The 18,238-nt window shown below is 65.9% G+C and carries 18 protein-coding genes; 13 read left to right on the top strand and 5 right to left on the bottom strand.

The window, feature by feature from the left end:
- Window positions 1-12: 12 nt before the first annotated feature.
- From kdpB to VME63_RS07070, 6 genes are all read left to right on the top strand, one after another.
- Complete coding sequence (kdpB, locus tag VME63_RS07095; protein WP_325431698.1) at window positions 13-2,085, top strand: potassium-transporting ATPase subunit KdpB; 2,073 nt, start codon at window positions 13-15, stop codon at window positions 2,083-2,085.
- 12 nt (window positions 2,086-2,097) lie between these two features.
- A complete protein-coding gene (locus VME63_RS07090; RefSeq protein ID WP_325431696.1) occupies window positions 2,098-2,295 on the top strand; it encodes a hypothetical protein in 198 nt (65 codons plus the stop codon).
- Between the two features lie 76 nt (window positions 2,296-2,371).
- Entirely contained in the window at window positions 2,372-4,108 is a 1,737-nt protein-coding gene (locus tag VME63_RS07085; protein ID WP_325431694.1) for an outer membrane beta-barrel protein, read from the top strand.
- A 71-nt stretch (window positions 4,109-4,179) separates the two neighbouring features.
- Entirely contained in the window at window positions 4,180-4,758 is a 579-nt protein-coding gene (gene kdpC / locus VME63_RS07080) for a potassium-transporting ATPase subunit KdpC (protein WP_325431692.1), read from the top strand.
- A gap of 159 nt (window positions 4,759-4,917) precedes the next feature.
- Entirely contained in the window at window positions 4,918-7,575 is a 2,658-nt protein-coding gene (locus VME63_RS07075) for a sensor histidine kinase KdpD (RefSeq protein ID WP_325431690.1), read from the top strand.
- Window positions 7,572-8,270, top strand: coding sequence for a response regulator transcription factor (locus tag VME63_RS07070; RefSeq protein WP_325431688.1), 699 nt, complete (start codon window positions 7,572-7,574; stop codon window positions 8,268-8,270). The genes VME63_RS07075 and VME63_RS07070 overlap by 4 nt, the downstream gene beginning before the upstream one ends.
- A 48-nt stretch (window positions 8,271-8,318) precedes the next feature.
- Here the strand turns inward: VME63_RS07070 and VME63_RS07065 are convergent, their stop codons facing one another.
- The 3 genes from VME63_RS07065 to VME63_RS07055 are packed head-to-tail and all read right to left on the bottom strand — an operon-like array spanning window position 8,319 to window position 11,503.
- On the bottom strand, window positions 8,319-9,578 hold the full coding sequence (locus VME63_RS07065) for a heme biosynthesis protein HemY (RefSeq protein WP_325431686.1): 1,260 nt from the start codon (window positions 9,576-9,578) through the stop codon (window positions 8,319-8,321).
- Window positions 9,575-10,687 carry a uroporphyrinogen-III C-methyltransferase gene (locus tag VME63_RS07060; protein ID WP_325431684.1) on the bottom strand — a complete coding sequence of 371 codons (1,113 nt, stop codon included), beginning with the start codon at window positions 10,685-10,687 and terminating at the stop codon, window positions 9,575-9,577. Before VME63_RS07060 ends, VME63_RS07065 begins: the two co-directional genes overlap by 4 nt.
- A gap of 36 nt (window positions 10,688-10,723) precedes the next feature.
- Window positions 10,724-11,503: a uroporphyrinogen-III synthase gene (locus tag VME63_RS07055; RefSeq protein ID WP_325431682.1), complete on the bottom strand. Its 780-nt coding sequence runs from the start codon at window positions 11,501-11,503 to the stop codon at window positions 10,724-10,726.
- Window positions 11,504-11,583: 80 nt separating this feature from the next.
- On the opposite strand from VME63_RS07055, the gene VME63_RS07050 reads away from it, so the two are divergent.
- From VME63_RS07050 to VME63_RS07040, 3 genes are all read left to right on the top strand, one after another.
- Window positions 11,584-12,066, top strand: a complete 483-nt coding sequence (locus tag VME63_RS07050; protein ID WP_325431680.1) for a YiiD C-terminal domain-containing protein — start codon at window positions 11,584-11,586, stop codon at window positions 12,064-12,066.
- Between the two features lie 25 nt (window positions 12,067-12,091).
- A complete protein-coding gene (locus VME63_RS07045; protein ID WP_325431679.1) occupies window positions 12,092-12,508 on the top strand; it encodes a hypothetical protein in 417 nt (138 codons plus the stop codon).
- A 214-nt stretch (window positions 12,509-12,722) separates the two neighbouring features.
- Window positions 12,723-13,166, top strand: coding sequence for a rhodanese-like domain-containing protein (locus VME63_RS07040; RefSeq protein WP_325431677.1), 444 nt, complete (start codon window positions 12,723-12,725; stop codon window positions 13,164-13,166).
- Here the strand turns inward: VME63_RS07040 and VME63_RS07035 are convergent, their stop codons facing one another.
- Complete coding sequence (locus VME63_RS07035; protein WP_414648217.1) at window positions 13,167-14,261, bottom strand: 2Fe-2S iron-sulfur cluster-binding protein; 1,095 nt, start codon at window positions 14,259-14,261, stop codon at window positions 13,167-13,169.
- 39 nt (window positions 14,262-14,300) lie between these two features.
- Here VME63_RS07035 and VME63_RS07030 point away from each other — a divergent pair, with 39 nt between their 5' ends.
- From VME63_RS07030 to VME63_RS07015, 4 genes are all read left to right on the top strand, one after another.
- Window positions 14,301-14,741 (top strand): hotdog fold thioesterase, encoded by a 441-nt coding sequence (locus tag VME63_RS07030; protein ID WP_325431675.1) that lies wholly within the window; start codon window positions 14,301-14,303, stop codon window positions 14,739-14,741.
- A gap of 20 nt (window positions 14,742-14,761) precedes the next feature.
- The gene (locus VME63_RS07025) at window positions 14,762-15,709 is read left to right on the top strand and encodes a serine/threonine protein kinase (RefSeq protein ID WP_325431673.1); all 948 of its coding nucleotides are present in this window, start codon (window positions 14,762-14,764) and stop codon (window positions 15,707-15,709) included.
- 22 nt (window positions 15,710-15,731) lie between these two features.
- Window positions 15,732-16,169 (top strand): hypothetical protein, encoded by a 438-nt coding sequence (locus tag VME63_RS07020; protein WP_325431671.1) that lies wholly within the window; start codon window positions 15,732-15,734, stop codon window positions 16,167-16,169.
- 230 nt (window positions 16,170-16,399) lie between these two features.
- Window positions 16,400-17,572, top strand: coding sequence for a class I SAM-dependent rRNA methyltransferase (locus tag VME63_RS07015; protein WP_325431669.1), 1,173 nt, complete (start codon window positions 16,400-16,402; stop codon window positions 17,570-17,572).
- Here VME63_RS07015 and VME63_RS07010 read toward each other — a convergent pair.
- A complete protein-coding gene (locus VME63_RS07010) occupies window positions 17,539-18,210 on the bottom strand; it encodes a Pr6Pr family membrane protein (protein WP_325431667.1) in 672 nt (223 codons plus the stop codon). The two genes, VME63_RS07015 and VME63_RS07010, sit on opposite strands and share 34 nt — an antisense overlap.
- Window positions 18,211-18,238: the final 28 nt, after the last annotated feature.

Genomic DNA, 18,238 nt, shown 5'->3' with positions numbered 1-18,238 from the left:
AATGCTGATTCCATGACTTCGCATACACACGCCGTTCGCAGCTTCGACCGCGAGCTGATCTGGAAGGCCATCGCCGATGCATTCGGCAAGCTATCGCCGCGCTTGCAGTTTCGCAATCCGGTGATGTTTGTGGTGTTTGTCTGCAGTGTGCTTACCACCCTGCTATGGGTGCAGGCGCTCGCCGGCCACGGCGAAGCGCCGACCGGCTTTATTTTCTGGGTGTCCATCTGGTTGTGGTTCACGCTGCTGTTTGCCAACTTCGCCGAAGCCCTGGCCGAAGGCCGCGGCAAGGCGCAGGCTGCCGCGTTGCGCAGTTCGCGCAAGGACGTCATCGCCAAGAAGCTGGCCGAGCCCAGGCGCGAGGCCGACATCGTGTTCACGCCATCGAGCGAACTGCGCACCGGCCACTACGTGCTGGTGGAAGCGAACGAGCAGATTCCCGGCGACGGTGAGGTGCTGCTTGGCGCGGCCAGCGTCGATGAAAGCGCAATCACCGGCGAATCGGCGCCGGTGATCCGTGAGGGCGGTGGCGATCGCAGTGCGGTGACCGGCGGCACGCGTGTGCTGTCGGACTGGCTGGTGGTGCGCATCACCAAGAACCCAGGCGAAAGCTTCCTGGACCGCATGATCGCGATGGTGGAAGGCGCCGCGCGCCGCAAGACCCCAAACGAAATCGCGCTGACCATTCTGCTGGCGAAGTTCACGCTGATCTTTCTGCTCGCCTGCGCCACGCTGCTGCCGTATTCCATCTACAGCGCGAGGGTCGCCGGTACCGGCCATCCGATTACGCTGACCGTGCTGATCGCATTGCTGGTGTGCCTCATTCCCACCACGATCGGTGCGCTGCTGTCGGCGATCGGCATCGCCGGCATGGATCGCATGATCCGCGCCAACGTCATCGCCACCTCCGGCCGCGCGGTGGAAGCGGCCGGCGACGTGGACGTGCTGCTGCTGGACAAGACCGGCACCATCACGCTCGGCAACCGCCAGGCCGTGGCGTTTCATCCGGCACCGGGCATCGAGGAACGCACGCTGGCCGACACCGCGCAGCTCGCCTCGCTGGCCGACGAAACACCCGAAGGCCGCAGCGTGGTCGTGCTGGCCAAGGAGAAGTTCGGCCTGCGCGAACGCGAACTGGAATCGCTGCACGCCGAGTTTGTACCGTTCACCGCGCAGACGCGCATGAGCGGCGTCAACATGGGCGAGCGCCACATCCGCAAAGGCGCGCTGGATGCGGTGGAACGCTATCTCGACGGTATCGGCAGCCACCTGCCGCCGGCGGTCAAACGCATGGCCCAGGACATCGCGCGCCGCGGCGCCACGCCGCTGATCGTCACCGAAGGCGATCGCGCGCTGGGCGTGATCGAACTGAAGGACATCGTCAAGGGCGGCATCAAGGAGCGTTTCGCGGAGCTGCGCCGCATGGGCATCAAGACGGTCATGGTGACCGGCGACAACCCGCTCACGGCCGCGGCCATCGCCGCCGAGGCGGGCGTGGACGATTTCCTCGCCGAAGCCACGCCCGAAGCCAAGCTCAAGCTGATCCGCAGCATGCAGTCGCAAAGCCGCCTGGTGGCGATGTGCGGCGATGGCACCAACGATGCGCCGGCACTCGCGCAGGCCGACGTGGCGGTGGCGATGAACACCGGCACGCAGGCGGCGAAGGAAGCGGGCAACATGGTGGATCTGGATTCCAACCCCACCAAGTTGATCGAAGTGGTGGAGATCGGCAAGCAGATGCTGATCACGCGCGGCTCGCTCACCACCTTCTCGATCGCCAACGACGTGGCCAAGTACTTCGCGATCATTCCGGCCGCGTTCGCCACCACCTATCCGGCGCTCAATGCGCTGAACGTGATGAAGCTGGCCACGCCGCAAAGCGCGATCCTGTCGGCGGTGATCTTCAATGCGTTGATCATCATCTTCCTGATTCCGCTGGCGCTCAAGGGCGTGAAATACCGTGCGCTCGGCGCCGGCGCGCTGCTGCGGCGCAATCTGCTGGTGTACGGCCTGGGCGGCATCGTCGTGCCGTTCGTGGGCATCAAGTTGATCGACATGCTGCTTGTGCTGTTTGGTCTCGCCTGAGGAGGCGTTGTCATGCAAACCCTGATGTTATCCGTGTCGCTGCCCGATGCAGACCATTCGCAAATGCCATTGCGTGTCTCGTCGAATGATCCGGACTGCGATGTAGTGATTGAGCTGCCAGTGCGCCGCCAACCCAAGTTAAATGCGGCGCCCGAAGCGCCAATGACAACAGAAGACGAATACGCCCTTGGCGGTTACGCCGGTATCTGATAGCCGCTTCAGGCCATCTCCATTAACCATCTCAATTGAAGAAAATCCGGTAAAAGCCGGAGTGCAAGGACAACTCATGCAGTACAAGAAAACACTGGCCTGTGCTGTTTTACTGGCAATGATTCCCACCGGGCATGCGGTGGCGGCGACCGCTGCCGCGGGCGGCACGGATATAGCGGCTGCGCCGCCATTGGCGCCTCCCCCGTCAGCGGTATCTTCGGCACCTGCTCGCGATAACCGCGGCGATTGCGACCCCTACAAGAACTTCGATTGCCTTAATGACTACCTGGGAACTGGCTTCTGGGAACGCATAGCAAACTACTACAAACTCGAGTGGCACCAGCCAGCGCCTCCCACAGACCCCAAAGCACCTGCCGCGAGGCGGGCGGATTGGCCGGCAGCCGCGCAGACAACCCCGCCGATGCCGTTTACCGAGTGGCCCTATGGCGGGACCACGCCGCTGGGCGTAACGCGCCCCAATTCAGTCGACAGTCCGTTGATGACGGCACTGGCAAACACTTCATTCGGCCAATGGCTCACTGGGAACAACTTGCAGCTCTATGGCTGGGTCAATGGTGGCGGCAACCTGAGCACGAGTACGACCAAGCCCGGTGGCAACGCGCCGGCGGCGTATGCGTATACGCCCAATACGTTGGAATTTGACCAATTTGTGCTGTATCTGGATCGTTTCCCGGACACGGTTCAGACCGATCACATCGATTGGGGCTTGCGCATTTCAGTGTTGTATGGCGAAAACTATCGCTACACCACGTCCTATGGTTTGGCCAGCTACCAATTGCTGGACGAAAACAAGGTCAATGGCTACGACTTCCCGATGGTGTATGGCGAAATCTACATTCCCTGGGTCGCCGACGGTCTGATGCTGCGTTTCGGGCGCTTTATTTCCATACCGGATATCGAGGCGCAGCTCGCACCAAACAACTACATGTACACGCATTCGATGGCTTATTCGTTCGATAACTACACCAACACGGGCCTGGAAGGTACCGTAGCCGTCAACAAGAACTGGACCGTGCTACTGGGCGTAACGGACGGTACCGAGGCGTTTCCAACGCACTTGAATGAGACGTGGGACAACCCCTACCCGAACGTCCCGGGCACCGGTCCTGGCCAGATTGGATACAACCCGCTCTATCCGAACGCGACCTTCAAGAAGGATCCCGGCGCCATGCCGTCGGTGTCGGCATGCGTTCGCTATCTCACCGATGATGGCAGGAGCGCCATCATGCCATGCGCCGATGCCATCAACTCGGGAAGATACGGTTACAATAATCTGCAGTGGTATGGCTTTACGTTCTACCATACGTTCGATCCGCATTGGCATGTTTCTTATGAGGCCTATGACCTCTATGAGAACCGCGTTCCCAACGCGCTCAATAGCGACGTGCAAACCATCTATGCCAACGGGGGAGCACCGTTCTCGCCACGATTCATCCCCTACAACGCCCCCGACCTGGCCATCTGCCGCAGCGCCGCGGAGTTGACGTGCAGGGCCAGCACGCTGGCTACCGTGGCCTATTTCAACTACAGCCCCGATCCGTTGAACAACTTTTCGTTCCGTCCCGAGTACTACTGGGACAAGAATGGCCAACGCACCGGCGTGGCAACGCGTTATGTGAACTTCGCGATTGGTTGGCAACACTGGTTCTCGCCGCAACTCGAAGTACGGCCGGAAATCGCTACGTACCATTCTTTGGACGGCAAGGCATTCAACGGAAACTCAAATGCCGGCATTCCTCCGAACAAGTCACACGAGACAATTCTGTCTGGCGACGTCATCTTTCATTTTTGAGCAGCGCGCTATTGGCCAGACGGTGCTGATGGTCCGTTAGTTTCTTTGATTTCCCAACTGGTACTGATGCCATGAGCAGGTTAATTCGCAATGCCGTATCGATGTTGCTGGTGATGACCTTCATCGCCGGCATCGCCTACCCGCTGGTCGCCACGGGCGTGGCGCAGATACTGTTTCCGCATCAGGCCAATGGCAGCCTGATCGAGAGAAACGGCAAGCCGATCGGTTCGCAGCTGATCGGCCAGTGGTTCGACGACCCCCGCTATTTCTGGGGCCGCCCGTCCGCCACGACGCCGCAGCCGGATAACGGCACGGCGTCCAACGGTTCCAATCTGGGCCCGACCAACCCCGCGTTGCGCGATGCGGTGCAGCAGCGCATCGATGCGTTGCGCAAGGCCGACCCGGGCAATACCGCGCCGGTGCCGGTGGATCTGGTGACGGCCTCGGGCAGCGGTCTGGACCCGCAGATCAGCCCCGCCGCCGCGCAGTATCAGATCGCACGCGTAGCGCGCGTGCGCCGGCTGGACGTTGCGCAGGTGCGGGCGCTGGTGGCGCAATTTACGCAGGGGCGGCAATGGGGCTTGCTTGGAGAGCCACGCGTGAATGTGCTGCAGTTGAATCTGGCGTTGGATGGGTTGCAGGGCAAGTAATGCTTCTGCCCTGCCCCTTGCGTGCAGGCGAGAATAGGGGTGGGGTAGCGCGCGCTTGCGCAACGCTCGAAAGCTTCACCCATCACCCATCCGCCCCTATTGCGCGCAGTGGATGGAGTGCTACGGCAAGGGAGTAAACATACGCCTTATGATGCCCACATGACCGACACCTCCCGCGACGCACGCGCCGATGCCCTGCTCGACGTGGTGCAGGAAGAAAGCCACCGGCGCCTGAAGGTTTTCCTCGGCGCCGCGCCTGGCGTGGGCAAGACCTACGCCATGCTGTCGGCCGCGCGCGAGCTTAAGCGCCAGGGCGTGGACGTCGTGGTCGGCCTGGTGGAAACCCACGGCCGCGCCGAGACCGCCGCGTTGCTGGAAGGCCTCGAAGTGCTGCCGCGCCGCACGCTGACCTATCAAGGCCGCCCATTCACCGAATTCGACGTCGATGCCGCGCTGGCGCGACACCCGGACATTCTGCTGGTCGACGAACTGGCGCATCGCAACGTGCCCGGCAGCCGCCATGAGCGGCGCTGGCAGGACATCACCGAAGTGCTCGACGCGGGCATCGAAGTTTACAGCGCGCTCAACGTGCAGCATCTGGAAAGCCTCAACGACCAGGTGCGGCGCATCACCGGCGTGACGGTGCGCGAGACGGTGCCCGATGCGTTCCTCGACCGCGCGCGCGATATCGTGCTGGTGGATTTACCGCCGCGCGAGCTGATCGAGCGCCTGCGGCAAGGCAAGGTCTACGTGCCGGAAACCGCTGCCGCCGCCTTGGAAGCGTTCTTCTCGCCCACCAACCTGGCCGCGCTACGCGAGCTGGCGGTGGACACCGTCGCCAGCCACGTCGACAGCGACCTGCGCGAACACATGCTGGCGCGCGGCGGCAAGATGCCGGTGCGCCGGCGCGTGCTGGCCGCCATCGACGGCCATGCGCAAAGCGAGTACCTGGTGCGCATTGCGCGCCGCATCGCCGAACGCCGCAGCGCGCCGTGGAGCGTGGTGTTCGTCGATACCGGTGCCCAGCTGGACAACGCGCGGCGCGAACGCATCGACGCGGCCATGCGCCTGGCGCGCCGCCTCGGCGGCGAGGCCACGGTGCTGCGCGGCCACGCCATCGCCGATGAATTGCTGGTACATGCCGATCGCGAAGGCGTCGGCCAGATCATCCTGGGGCGCACGCGCGAACGTTTGTTTGCGCGCATGCTCGGCCGTTCGCTGACACAGCAACTGCTGCGGCGCGGCGCGCATCTGGAACTGACCATCATCGCCACGCCCACCGAACGCGTGCGCGCGCGCCGGCGGCTGCGCCTGATGCCGATCTACGGACGGCGCGACGAATATATCTTCGCCAGCGTCGTCACCATCCTCGCCTTGGCGCTGGCGTTCGTCGCCGACCGCTATCTGTCGGTGGCCAATCTCGGGCTGATTTTCCTGACCGCCGTGATGACCGTGGCGGTGCGCACGCGCATGGCGGTATCGGTGTATACGGCCGTGCTGTGCTTTCTTGGCTACAACTTCTTCTTCACGCCGCCGCGTTACACGCTGGCCATCGCCAGTTCCGACGACGTGCTGGCGGTGACGCTGTTCCTGCTGGTCGCGCTGATCTGCAGCCGCCTGGCCACGCGGCTTGCCAGCCAGGTGGAATCGCTGCGCGCCGCGCATGAATATTCGCATGCGCTGTTGACGCTGGGACAGCGCCTTTCGGCCAGCGCGGATGCCGATGGCATCAACCAAGTGGGGGCCTCGGCGCTGTCGCACGTGCTGCGGTGCGAAGTGGCCATACTGGCGCGCGATGTCGAACATCGCCTGCAGATCGCCGCGAACAGCTCGCGCACGCTGAGCTTGACCACGCAGGATTTCGCCGCCGCCGAATGGTGCGAACAGCACGCCGAGCCCGCCGGCCGCTACACCGACACCCTCAACGCCGCGCGCTGCTGGATGCTGCCGCTGGGCACCGAGGAACATCGCCTTGGCGTGGCGGCGCTGCGTTTCGACAACAACGTCTCGCCGGACATCGATCAGCGCAGCCTCGCCCTGGCGATGGTGCAGGACATCGGCCAGGCACTGGAGCGCGCGCGGCTCGCGTCGGAACTGGAGGGCGCGCGCGTCCAAGGCGAAACCGAGCGCCTGCGCAATGCGCTGCTATCCTCGGTGTCGCACGACCTGCGCTCGCCGCTGGCGTCGATGATCGGCTCGGCCGGCACGCTTTCCGATTACTGGGAACAGCTGCCGGCGGATGAACGCAAAGAACTGCTCGGCGCGATCCTCGGCGAAGGTCAGCGCCTGGATCGCTACATCCAGAACCTGCTGGACATGACGCGCCTGGGCCATGGCACGCTCAAGCTCAACCGCGACTGGACCGACGCGGCCGAGATCGTGGCCTCGGCCGTCACGCGCCTGCGCAAGCTGTTTCCCGAACTGCGCGTGGACACGATCCTGCCGCAGGAAACGGTGCTGCTATTCGTGCATCCGGCATTGATCGAGCAGGCGCTGTTCAACATCCTGGAAAACGCCGCGCGCTTCTCGCCACCGGGCGACGCCGTGCGCGTGCTGGTGCGCGTGGCCGGCGACCGCCTGTTCCTGGACGTGACCGACCGCGGCCCCGGCATTCCCGAAGAGGAACGCGCACGCATCTTCGACATGTTCTATTCAGTGGCCCGCGGCGACCGCGCGCCGCAGGGCACGGGCCTGGGGCTGGCGATCTGCCGCGGCATGATCGGCGCCCACGGCGGCAGCGTGGAAGCCTTGCCCGGCGAAGGCGTTGGCACCACCATTCGCATCAGCCTTCCGCTGCCCAACCCGCCTGCCCCATGAGCGCCGCCACTCCCTGCGTACTGGTCGTCGATGACGAGGCGCAGATCCGCAAGTTCCTCGACATCGGCCTGCGCGCCGAAGGCTACGAGGTACTGCTCGCCGCCAACGCCGCGGAAGGTTTGGCGCTGGCGGCCACGCGCAATCCCGACCTGGTGATCCTGGACATCGGCCTACCCGACCGCGAAGGCCACGAAGTGCTGACCGAACTTCGCCAGTGGACCCAGGTGCCGGTGCTGATGCTATCCGTGCGCGACACCGAAAATGAAAAAGTCAAAGCCCTGGACGCGGGCGCCAACGACTACATGACCAAGCCCTTCGGTATCCAGGAGCTGATGGCGCGCCTGCGCGCACTGCTGCGCAATCGCATAGGCAGCGGCGATGCGCCGCCGCGCTACGACGATGGCCACCTGCAGATCGACCTGGGCCGGCGCGAAGTGTTTCTCGATGGCGTGCAGCTCTCGCTCACGCGAAAGGAATACGCCGTGCTGGCCATGCTGGTGCGCCACGCCGGACGCGTGGTCAGCCAGCAACAGCTGCTGCGCGACATCTGGGGCGGCACGCACGTGCAGGACACGCATTACCTGCGTATCGTGCTGGGCAAGCTGCGCCAGAAACTCGGCGACGACCCGGCCACGCCCCGCTGGCTGAAAACCGAGCCGGGCGTGGGTTATCGGTTTTTACCGAACGGGTCCTGAACCTGCACGGCTCCCTGCCGCGCAAGGGCTGCTTCGATCCAGCGGCAACTATTCGCGCAAACGTGGCACGCCGTGCGAATCGCGCTCTTCGATCGCGACCGGCCGGGTATCCACGCGGCCGCCGACGATGGGCGCGGCTGGCAGCGGCTCGGTGGCATCGCCACGCGCCAGTGCGATGGCGTTGCGATAGCAGCGCTGCGCCAGCGCGGCATCGCTCTGGTTGGTATACAGGTCGCCGAGGGCTTCCCACGCATTCGCGCTGGGTACCAGCGCCAGCGAGCGCTCCAGGTATTGGCGTGCCTTGCCGGCCAGGTTCATGCGCACGCACATGCGGCCCAGCGCCAGTAGCAGGCTGGCATCGTTGGGGTGGCCATCCAGCCAGCCTTCGGCCCGGCGCAGGCGGGCGTCGAGATCGTCGCCCGCGAGCACGCTGTAGGTTTCCACCAGTTGCGGCGACCATTCGCGCCGCAACGCGGATTCCACTTCGTCCATCGCCGGCAGCAGCAAACCGTAGCCGGCAGCCTTGCGCGCATAGACGTCGATCACCGCCGGTGCGCGGCGTTGTGCCTTGGGTAGCTGGGACCACAGCGTGTTGAGCACGGCGCCGTCGGTAGACGCGTTGAGGCTGGCCACCAGCACCTGCGTTTCCAGCGCGGCGTAGCCGCGACTGCCCAGCACGCCGCTTTTCTGCAACGGTTCGAGTGCGGCGCGCGCGCGGCGCACGTCGCCGCTGGCCAGTGCCGCCAGCGCGTATTCGCGCCAGCCGCCAGGGCTGAGGCTGCCGTTGTCGGCTTCGGGAATCAGCAACGACAGTGCTTCGGCGGGCTTGCCGTCGCGGCGCAGTACGCGTGCGCGCAACACGCGCGCCGCGCGCGGCGCCACCTGCGCGGCTTCATCCAGCGATTCCAGCGCACGCGCGTGTTCGCCGCGGCGCGAAGAGGCCTCCGCCGCCGCCAGCAAGGCGGGCCCGCGCAACGTACCCAGGCGCGAGGCGCGATTGAGATCGCGCTCGGCATCGCCGTGGCGGCCTTCCATCAAAGCGACCAGGCCTTCGGCCAGACGCTGCTGGCTGACCTTGCGATGGCGCCGCGAAAACGCACCGAACGGCCAGCGCGCCAGACGCCATAGCGTGACCGCCGCTACCCACGCGGCCAACAGCAGCACCACCGCGGCCAGCAAGCTGGTCTGCACGGTCACGCCGCGCAAGCGCACCAGCACATAGCCCGGATCCTCGGCCACCCAATGCCAGCAGAACGCCGCGAGCGCGGCGATGACTACCAGCAACAGTATCCATCGCCACAGCTTCATGGTTTCTTCTCGCCGGGTGCCGCTGTGTCATCCGGTTCGGACTTCAGCGCATGCACCGCGCGCAGGTTGCGCAGTTCGCTCAATGCGCCGCCCAACTGCACGGGAATGGCCGGCTTGAGCTGGTTGCCGATCAGCGCGAGCTGGTCGCGCGCCTGCCGCACCGCCGGCGCCTGCGCGTCGAACTGCCCGGCGAGGCCGGCGTCGGCGCGTTTGAGCGCGGCCAGGCAGGCATCGTTATCCCAGGCAATCAGCGCGGTCTGCGCCTGCGCCAGATCCAGCGCGACCAGCTCGCGCGCGATGCGCGCATCGGCGATGTCGATCGGCGCGCCGTTGTCGCGGCTGATCTTGACCACGCCGCTGAACGCACGAACGATGCGCGCCCACACGCCGTTGTTGGTGCTCGGGGCCGGTTCGTCGAGCGGTTTCAGCGGCAGCGCCGCCAGGCCGTCGCGCAATTGCACGATGCTGTCGAGCAATTGTTCGCGATTGCCGGACTGGCTTTTCAGCAGCGCTTCGTGTTCGGCTTCGATGCTCTGGCGCACGCCGTCGAAAGCGTTGTCGTTCACCGCCGCCAGCGACTGGCCGGCCAGTGCATAGGCTTGCGCGGCGGACTGCGCGTCGTGGAACAGCATGTAGCGCTCGCTGCCCATGCGCAGCAGGGATTCGGTTTCGTCCAGGCGCATCGCATCCTGGCCGGAGAGCGTTTTCTCCGATAGCCGGCCAACCGCTTCTTCGAGATCGCGCATGCGCTGGTCTTGCGAAAGCAGCTCTTCGCGCAGCGAACGGTTGATCTGGTCGGCGTCGTTCAAGCGCTGCAGCAGCGTCGCGCTCTGGCTGGCGGTGCCGGTGAGCGCATGGTCCATGTTGTTGACGCGCTGTTCCAGGCCGGTCGTGGTATGCAGGGCCACTGTGCTGACACGCACAAGCTTGACCTGCCGCCAGGCCACGTAGCCCACCCCGACGATGGCGATCAGCGCCAGCAGCAAGGCCAGCGCCAGCGTGCCGCCGCTCGAACGCGGCGGCGCCTGCGGCCGGCTGGGGCGCGCGGTGTCGGAGGGAGCGCCGGTCGGCGCGGCGGTGCGATCGGGGGTGAGGTCGTCCTGGCTCATTCACGCATGCTAGCAGCCTGAGCGGTCCGCTTCGTGCTACAGGCGTGAATGGACCTCGGCGGCGCAGGCCAGCAGATCGTCCGCGGTGGCCGAACGGGCCACGTGGATGCGCGCAAAGCCGGCGCCGCGGGCTTGTTCGGCGATCCGCTCGCTGCTGGCGATGGCTTGGGCCGCGCACAGCCGCCGCCACGCTTCGGGCAGCAGCCGAGTCTTCAGATGCTGCAGTGCTTGGGCGCTGGAAAGCAGCACGCACGCCGTCGCGGGCAGATCCTGCACCGCCTGCAAGTGGCGCCGCCCCAGGCGTGGCGCCGTCCGTCGATAGACGAGCACCTCGCGCACGCTGGCGCCGCGCGCGGCCAGTTGCTGCTGCAGCAGGCCGCGCCCATCCGGTGCGGTAATCAAGGCGACATGAAGGCCGCGCGCGCGCTGCAGCAACGGCAGCTCAAGCACGCCTTCGCTGTCCTGCCGCACGGCCGGCACCTGAGCCTGAATGCCATGGCGATGCAACGCCCGCGCGGTGCCATGACCCACCGCGACGATGCCCGCCCGCGTCGCCACGGGCGCCAGCGCCAGGGCATAGCGAACCGCGGCGGGGCTGCTGAAAATCATCACCTCGTCGCGCTGCGCCTGTTGCCACTGCGCCCGCGCGGCATCGCGGTCGGCCGCTGCGCGCAGGGACATTCCCGGCAGCAGCACGGGCAACCCGCCCAACGCGCGCACGCGCCACGCCAGCGTCGAACCGGTCCCGGCGGGACGCGTGATCACCACGGTGCAACCGGCCAGCGCGCCATCGCGTTGTAGGGTTTGCGCTCTCACGCCAGATTCCGTCGGCAAGGGCTCAAGCGCGCAGTGTAGCCTCTACACTTGCCGCTCCCCTCATCCCCCGACGGCGCTCGATGAACAAGTCCGATCTCACGGCTGCGGCCCAGGCCCTGGTGGCCTTTATCCACAAAGGTATCCCGCTGGCCCGGGCGATGGCGCTGACACTGGGCGACTACGACGGCGAACGGCTGTGCCTGGCCACGCCGCTGGCACCCAATGTGAACGACAAGGGCTGCGCTTTCGGCGGCAGCCTCGTCAGCCTGATGACCCTGACCGGCTGGGGCCTGGTGGAGCTGGCGCTGCGCCAGCGCGGCGAGGATTGCGATGTGTACGTCGGCGAATCGACCGTGCGCTACTTGAGCCCGGTGTGGAGCGATTTCACGGCCCAGGCCCAGCGCGCCCAGGAGGCGGACTGGGACACCTTCTTCGCCACCCTGGCCGCGCGCGGTCGCGCACGCATTGCGGTGGATTGTCACGTGCCGGGCGAGCCGGGCCGGCCGGCCGCCACACTTGCGGCGCAGTTCGTGGCAAAGCGTCGCGCGGCTACGGCACAATAGGACAAGACTCAGAGGGGTTCGCCGTATGCGTCGTATCGTAGGTCCCGTCCTGTTGTCGATCGCGCTGTCGCTGTCCGGTTGCGCCACCGACAAACGCGCCGATGCGCTCACCCTGACCATGATCCAGTACAACAACGCCGTGCGCTTCGATGGCTTTGAAGCGGCCGAGCAGTTCGTCGATCCCAAGGTGCGCCAGGCGCATCCGCCGACCGACCTTGACCGCGAGCGATGGAAGCAGGTGCAGGTCAACGACTACGACGACGGCAACGGCCCCGTGCCGGCCGGCGAGAACCAGGTGCGCCAGACCGTGCAGATCGGTCTGACCAACGTGCATACGCAGGCGGTGCGGACCATCACCGTGCACCAGTTGTGGCGCTACGACCCCCAGCAGAACCGCTGGTGGCTTGAAAGCGGCATGCCGGACCTCTCCCAACAGAATTAAGGATGCCCTGGTGAATGCTTCGCAGGCGGCATGATGTCCAGCAAGCCCGCCGTCTGCACAGCCTGCCTGCCTTTGCCGACAGTCCCGTGGCCTGGCAACGGACAGGACGGGTGAGGCCCGCGAAGCATTCATCGGGGCAATCCTTAAAGCCTGTTGCGGCTATAATCGCGCGTTTACCCATAACCGCGCGGCCCTCCGCGCCCGTGGATAGTCCATGAACGATTTCCTGCAAAAGCTGCCCCAGTTTCTGGGCCATCATCTGGAGCTGTCGCTGCCGTTCGCCGGCCTGATCATTGCGCTGATCGTGGTGCAGATCATGCTGATGATGCGCAAGTTCACCGAGTTGACCCCGGCCGGGCTGACCCAGCTGATCAACCGCGACACACCGCTGCTGATCGACCTTTCCGCCAGCGCCGACTTCGAGAAGATGCACGTGCCGGGCGCCAAGCACGTGGCGATGAGCCAGTTCGATCCGGAAAACAAGGATCTCGCCAAGGCGCGCGAACTGCCGGTGGTGGTGATGGACAAGGACGGGCGCAGTTCCGACGGCGCCGCGCAGCGGCTGGTCAAGGCCGGCTTCACCCGCGTCTATACGCTGGGCGGCGGCGTGCTGGCGTGGCAGCAGGCGCAATTGCCCATCGCGAAAGGCCGCAACTGATCAGGCTTCGCTGATGCCCGCCCGACCGGCAAGGATCTGCGCCAGCACGTCCGGCGCATAATCGAACGAGTCGTAATACAGCCGGTCTTCCGGCAGGCCGGCATCGAGAAACAGCTTGTGCCCCGCGTCGATCATCGCGGGCGGCCCGCTCATGTAGACGTCGAAGCCGGCGAGGTCCGGGTGGTCTTCGAGCACCGCCTCGTGCACCAGGCCGGCGCGCATGCCGGCCAGGGCCGCCTGCTCCGGATCCGATACCACCGCGTGAAAACGCAAGCCGGGCGTGCACGCCGCCCATTGCTCGCCCAGCGCGCGCTGGTACAGATCCGCAGCGCTGCGCGCACCCCAATACACATCGATCGAACGGCGCGTGCCCAGCGCCAGGAAATGTTCCAGGATCGCCTTCACCGGCGCGAAACCGGTGCCGCCGGCCATGAACACAATGGGACGTTCCGAATCCTCGCGCGGCACGAAGGTGCCTAGCGGCGCTTCGATGCGCAGCGTGTCGCCTTCCTGCAGCACCTCACTGACCCACGAGGTGAAACCGCCGCCCGCGACGTGGCGTACGTGCAATTCGATCGTGCCTTCCGGCTGCGGCCCGTTGGCGATCGAAAACGGACGGCGCCGGCCTTCGTCGAGCAGCACATCCAGGTACTGGCCCGGCAGCCAGTTCAAGCGCGGTTCGCCCGGCACCGGTTGCAGATGAAGGCCAATGACGTCGGGCGCGAGCTGCCACTTGCGGCTGACCCGCACATCCAGCCGGCGACGCGCGATGTCCTCCACCGAGGTGACCTCGCGTACCGCCACCCGCAGGTCGCTGGCGGGCACGGCCTGGCACAGCAGCACGGCGCGGCACGCGCGGTCGTGCACGTTCAGCGCCGTCGGCGGATTGCGCGGATACTCGCAGTGCCCTTCCAGCAGCGATGCCTTGCAACTGCCGCACACGCCCGCGCGGCACGAATACGGCAACGCGATACCGGCGCGCTGCGCGGCTTCCAGCACGGTCTGGCCAGGCTCTACGTCGAAACGACGCCCGGAACTATGGAGGGTTACGGTAAACACGGGCTCATTGTCGCCGCTGGGGTGGTCAGCGGACAATGCGGGCCTCCCTTACGAGTATCAAGCGAGTATTCGCCTATGCGCATCTGGAAACAGGACGTCGACCTCACGCAGATCAACAGCTGGAGTACCAACACCCTGCTGGAAGCGATCGGCATCCGCATCACGGCGATCGGCGATGACTGGTTGCAGGGCACGATGCCGGTGGACCACCGCACGCACCAGCCCTACGGCCTGCTGCACGGCGGCGCCTCGGTGGCGCTGGCCGAGACGCTGGGCAGCATGGCTGCGATGCTCACCCTCGATCCGGCCAAGGAGCGCGCGGTAGGGCTGGACATCAACGCCAACCATGTGCGCGGCGTGCACAGCGGCACGGTCACCGGTACGGCGCGCGCATTGCATACCGGCCGTTCCACGCAAGTGTGGGAAATCCGCATCGAAGACGAAGCGGGCAAACTGGTATGCATCTCGCGCCTGACCATGGCCGTGGTGCCGGCCGGCGCGGTCGGCGCGCGCTGATCCGTGCGGCGCGCCGATCCATGTCGCACGAAACACCCTATGCACGGCTGACGCCCGACCTGGTCCTGGACGCGGTGACCACCTGCGGCCTGTGGCCCGACGGCCGTCTGCTTGCACTCAACAGTTACGAAAACCGCGTCTGGCAGGTGGGCCTGGAAGACGATGCGCCCGTCGTGGCGAAATTCTATCGTCCGCACCGCTGGAGCGATGCGGCGATCCTGGAAGAACATGCTTTCGCGCAGGAACTGGCCGATGCCGAGCTGCCCGTGGTCGCGCCGCGTGCCTTCGCCGGACGCACGCTGCGCCATCACGAGGGCTTCCGTTATGCCTTGACGCCACGGCACGGCGGGCGCGCGCCGTCGCTCGAATCGGCCGATCAACTGGAGTGGCTGGGGCGCCTGATCGCGCGCATCCACGGCGTCGGTGCGCGCTCGGCATTCGCACACCGCGGCCAGCTCGACCGCGATACCTTGATCGCGCAGCCGATGCGCGCAGTGCTCGCTTCCACGCTGCTGCCGGCCGCCCTGGCCGATCGCTACCGCAGCGCGATCGAATGCGTGGACCGCGCCGTCGCCGCACGCCTTCAAGCGGTCGGTCCCGTGCGCCAGCTGCGCCTGCACGGCGACTGCCACCCGGGCAACGTACTGTGGACCGATACGGGCCCGCACTTCGTCGATCTGGACGACGCGCGCATGGGACCGGCCGTGCAGGATCTGTGGATGCTCGCCCATGACGAGCGCGCGATGGACGCCCTGCTGGAAGGCTATGCTTCGATGCGTGACTTCGATCACGCGGAACTGGGCCTGGTACCCGCGCTGCGCGCCATGCGGCAAGTGCATTATGCCGGCTGGATCGCCGCGCGCTGGCTAGACCCGGCGTTTCCCGCCGCGTTCCCCTTCGCCGCCGAACCGCGTTGGTGGGAACAGCACATCACCGACCTGTACGAGCAGGCCGACAAACTTGAATAATGTTTTTTTGATGGGGTGTTGAATGCGTCAAGTCCTGTTTCGACTGATCGGTATCCTGGAAATCGCCGGCGGCTTCTTCGGCATGGCCACGATCCTGCCACGCCTGCTCGAACTTGGGCCGTTGCGCACGGCGGCGATCGGCCTGATCGCCTTCGCGCTCTACGCCTTCGTACTGGTCGCGGGCGTGCTGCTGCTGGAAAACAGCGAGCGCGGCATTCACTTCTCCAGCATCGCCCAACTGCTGCAACTGCCGCTGATCGCCACGCCGATCTTCAGCTACGCGCTGCATTGTGGGGCGTTCGTCAATTTATCGGTGGTCTTTCATACACCCGTACACCCGGACCTCGCCTGGCGCCTGGGCAGCTACGGCTTTGCCCTGGCCTTCGGCGGCCCCTCGGCCTCGCGCCTGGGCGTCAACCTGCTGGCGCTGCTGTCCTGGCTGATACTCAAACTGCGCTGACCCGCGCTGCGCCCTCTCCCCCGGGAGAGGGTTGGGAACAGGGGCCATCCCGGCTCGGCACGTCGCGGTCAATATCCAGCTGAAAATACAGGTTTTCGCGCGGACGGCCCCATCCGAACCGTCTTCTCGCGCCTCAAAGCCCGGCACATTCCTGTGCCGTCCCTACGTGCCTCGGCGGTGACAGCAAGCCAAAGCGCGAGGCTTTGCCACACGCCGGTTATCATTGGCCGATGACCACACTCACCGAACTGCCCGTCATCCGCCTCAAATCCGACCGCCCGCCGGGGCACCCCTGGGTGTGGTCGGCGCAGGTGCACAAGCCCCCTTCGCGCCTGCCGCCCGGCACGGTGGTGGACGTGATGGATGCCAAATACCGCTTTGCGGGGCGCGGTTTCTGGAACGGCCACGCGCGCATCGCGCTACGCCTGCTGACGGACGATGCCGGCGAGGCCATCGATGCCGGCTGGATCGCCGCGCGCATCGACCGCGCCGTGGCCTTGCGCCGCCAGGTGCTGAAACTGGACGACACCACCGACGCCTGGCGCGTGGTGCACAGCGAGGGCGACGGTCTCTCCGGCCTCATCGTGGACCGCTACGCCGACATCCTGGTGATCGAATACTTCGCCGCCGGCATGTGGAAATTCCGCGATGCGATCCATGCCGCGCTGCTGCGCCATTTCCCCGGCGCGCGCCTGTATTGGTTCGCCGAGAGCCACGTGCAAAAGCAGGAATCGTTCGATTGCCGCGAGATGGAAGCCCCCGCTCCCGTCGAAGTGCACGAGCATGGCCTGCGTTTCCATGCCGCGCCCGGCTACGGCCACAAGACCGGCTTCTTCGCCGACCAGCGCGAAAACCGCCGCCGCTTCGCCGAACTCGCGCGCGACCGCCGCGTGCTGGACCTGTGCTGCAACGCCGGCGGTTTTGCCGTGCATGCCATGGCCGGGGGCGCCACGGAAGTCACCGGCGTGGACATGGACGGCGGCATTCTTGAGATCGCCCGCGCCAACGCCGCAGCCAACAACCTGCCCGCACGCTTCGAGCAAGCGGACATTTTCGACTGGCTGCGCCAGGCCGCCGCGGACGGCGAACGCTACGACGCGGTGATCCTGGACCCGGCCAAGCTCACCCGCGACCGCAGCAAGGTGATCGATGCGCTGAAGAAATACTTCGCCATGAACCGCCTTGCGCTGGACGTCATCGCGCCCGGCGGCCTGCTGTTGACCTGCTCGTGCACGGGGCTGGTCAGCGAAGCGGATTTCCTGGAAATGCTGCGCCGCGTGGCGCTCAATGCCGAGCGCGAAATCCAGATCCTGGAAGTGCGCGGCGCGGGCGCCGATCATCCGGTGCGTACCGACGTGCCCGAAAGCCGCTACCTCAAGGCGGTGTTCTGCCGGGTCGACTGACGCGCCCCGGCGAACCGCCACCCCAACAGCAGCGCATAGGCCAGCACCACAAACGCCACCCACAGCAGGCACGCGTTGCGCAGCGTCACCGCATAGCCCAGCGTCGCCGCGTCGATGAAGGCATACGGATAACTGCCCACCACCGCACCGCGCACCAGCGCGTAAGCAAAATACGCCACCGGATAAAGACTCCACCGCAACGGCACCCACCAGCGCAACGCCGCGCCGCGCAGCACAGTCAGGCTATACAACAGAAACAGCAGCGGCACCGCGTAGTGCATCGACACATCCGCCAGCCATTGCAAACCTTGCGGCGACCACAGCTTGCGCAGCAGCACGTAATACGCCACGCCAACAAACACGATGCTGGCCGTCACCCAGCCGATCGCCTCCTGCCGCGAGAACAAGCGTCCCGCCGCCGAACGCGGCGCCAGCAACGGCAAAGTCACCGCCAAAGCCGCAAGGATATTGGTCAACACGGTGAAGAAACCCAGATACAGCATCAGGCCGTACATCACCGTGCGGCCATGGGCCTGCACCATCCGGATCGACAGATAAAGCTGCAATAAAAGGCCAGGCCAGCCGACCAGCGCGATCAACGCGGCCAACAACCGTCCCCGGGCGTACGGCTTGTGCATAAGCGCACCTGCGCAAGCGTTGCGGTGG

It is taken from the genome of Dyella sp., from assembly GCF_035503745.1.
Taxonomy (GTDB): domain Bacteria; phylum Pseudomonadota; class Gammaproteobacteria; order Xanthomonadales; family Rhodanobacteraceae; genus Dyella_B.
This window is presented reverse-complemented; position numbering and strand designations above follow the sequence as displayed.

Bases quoted from the DNA above. Each gene is read 5' to 3' on its own strand.
- VME63_RS07085 (WP_325431694.1), top strand. From the start codon at position 2,372: ATGCAGTACAAGAAAACACTGGCCTGTGCTGTTTTACTGGCAATGATT.
- VME63_RS07040 (WP_325431677.1), top strand. From the start codon at position 12,723: ATGAACGATTTCCTGCAAAAGCTGCCCCAGTTTCTGGGCCATCATCTG.
- VME63_RS07065 (WP_325431686.1), bottom strand. From the start codon at position 9,578: ATGAAGCTGTGGCGATGGATACTGTTGCTGGTAGTCATCGCCGCGCTC.
- VME63_RS07025 (WP_325431673.1), top strand. From the start codon at position 14,762: ATGTCGCACGAAACACCCTATGCACGGCTGACGCCCGACCTGGTCCTG.
- VME63_RS07060 (WP_325431684.1), bottom strand. From the start codon at position 10,687: ATGAGCCAGGACGACCTCACCCCCGATCGCACCGCCGCGCCGACCGGC.
- VME63_RS07075 (WP_325431690.1), top strand. From the start codon at position 4,918: ATGACCGACACCTCCCGCGACGCACGCGCCGATGCCCTGCTCGACGTG.
- VME63_RS07015 (WP_325431669.1), top strand. From the start codon at position 16,400: ATGACCACACTCACCGAACTGCCCGTCATCCGCCTCAAATCCGACCGC.
- VME63_RS07030 (WP_325431675.1), top strand. From the start codon at position 14,301: ATGCGCATCTGGAAACAGGACGTCGACCTCACGCAGATCAACAGCTGG.
- VME63_RS07010 (WP_325431667.1), bottom strand. From the start codon at position 18,210: ATGCACAAGCCGTACGCCCGGGGACGGTTGTTGGCCGCGTTGATCGCG.
- VME63_RS07045 (WP_325431679.1), top strand. From the start codon at position 12,092: ATGCGTCGTATCGTAGGTCCCGTCCTGTTGTCGATCGCGCTGTCGCTG.
- VME63_RS07070 (WP_325431688.1), top strand. From the start codon at position 7,572: ATGAGCGCCGCCACTCCCTGCGTACTGGTCGTCGATGACGAGGCGCAG.
- VME63_RS07050 (WP_325431680.1), top strand. From the start codon at position 11,584: ATGAACAAGTCCGATCTCACGGCTGCGGCCCAGGCCCTGGTGGCCTTT.
- VME63_RS07090 (WP_325431696.1), top strand. From the start codon at position 2,098: ATGCAAACCCTGATGTTATCCGTGTCGCTGCCCGATGCAGACCATTCG.
- kdpB (WP_325431698.1), top strand. From the start codon at position 13: ATGACTTCGCATACACACGCCGTTCGCAGCTTCGACCGCGAGCTGATC.
- VME63_RS07020 (WP_325431671.1), top strand. From the start codon at position 15,732: ATGCGTCAAGTCCTGTTTCGACTGATCGGTATCCTGGAAATCGCCGGC.
- kdpC (WP_325431692.1), top strand. From the start codon at position 4,180: ATGAGCAGGTTAATTCGCAATGCCGTATCGATGTTGCTGGTGATGACC.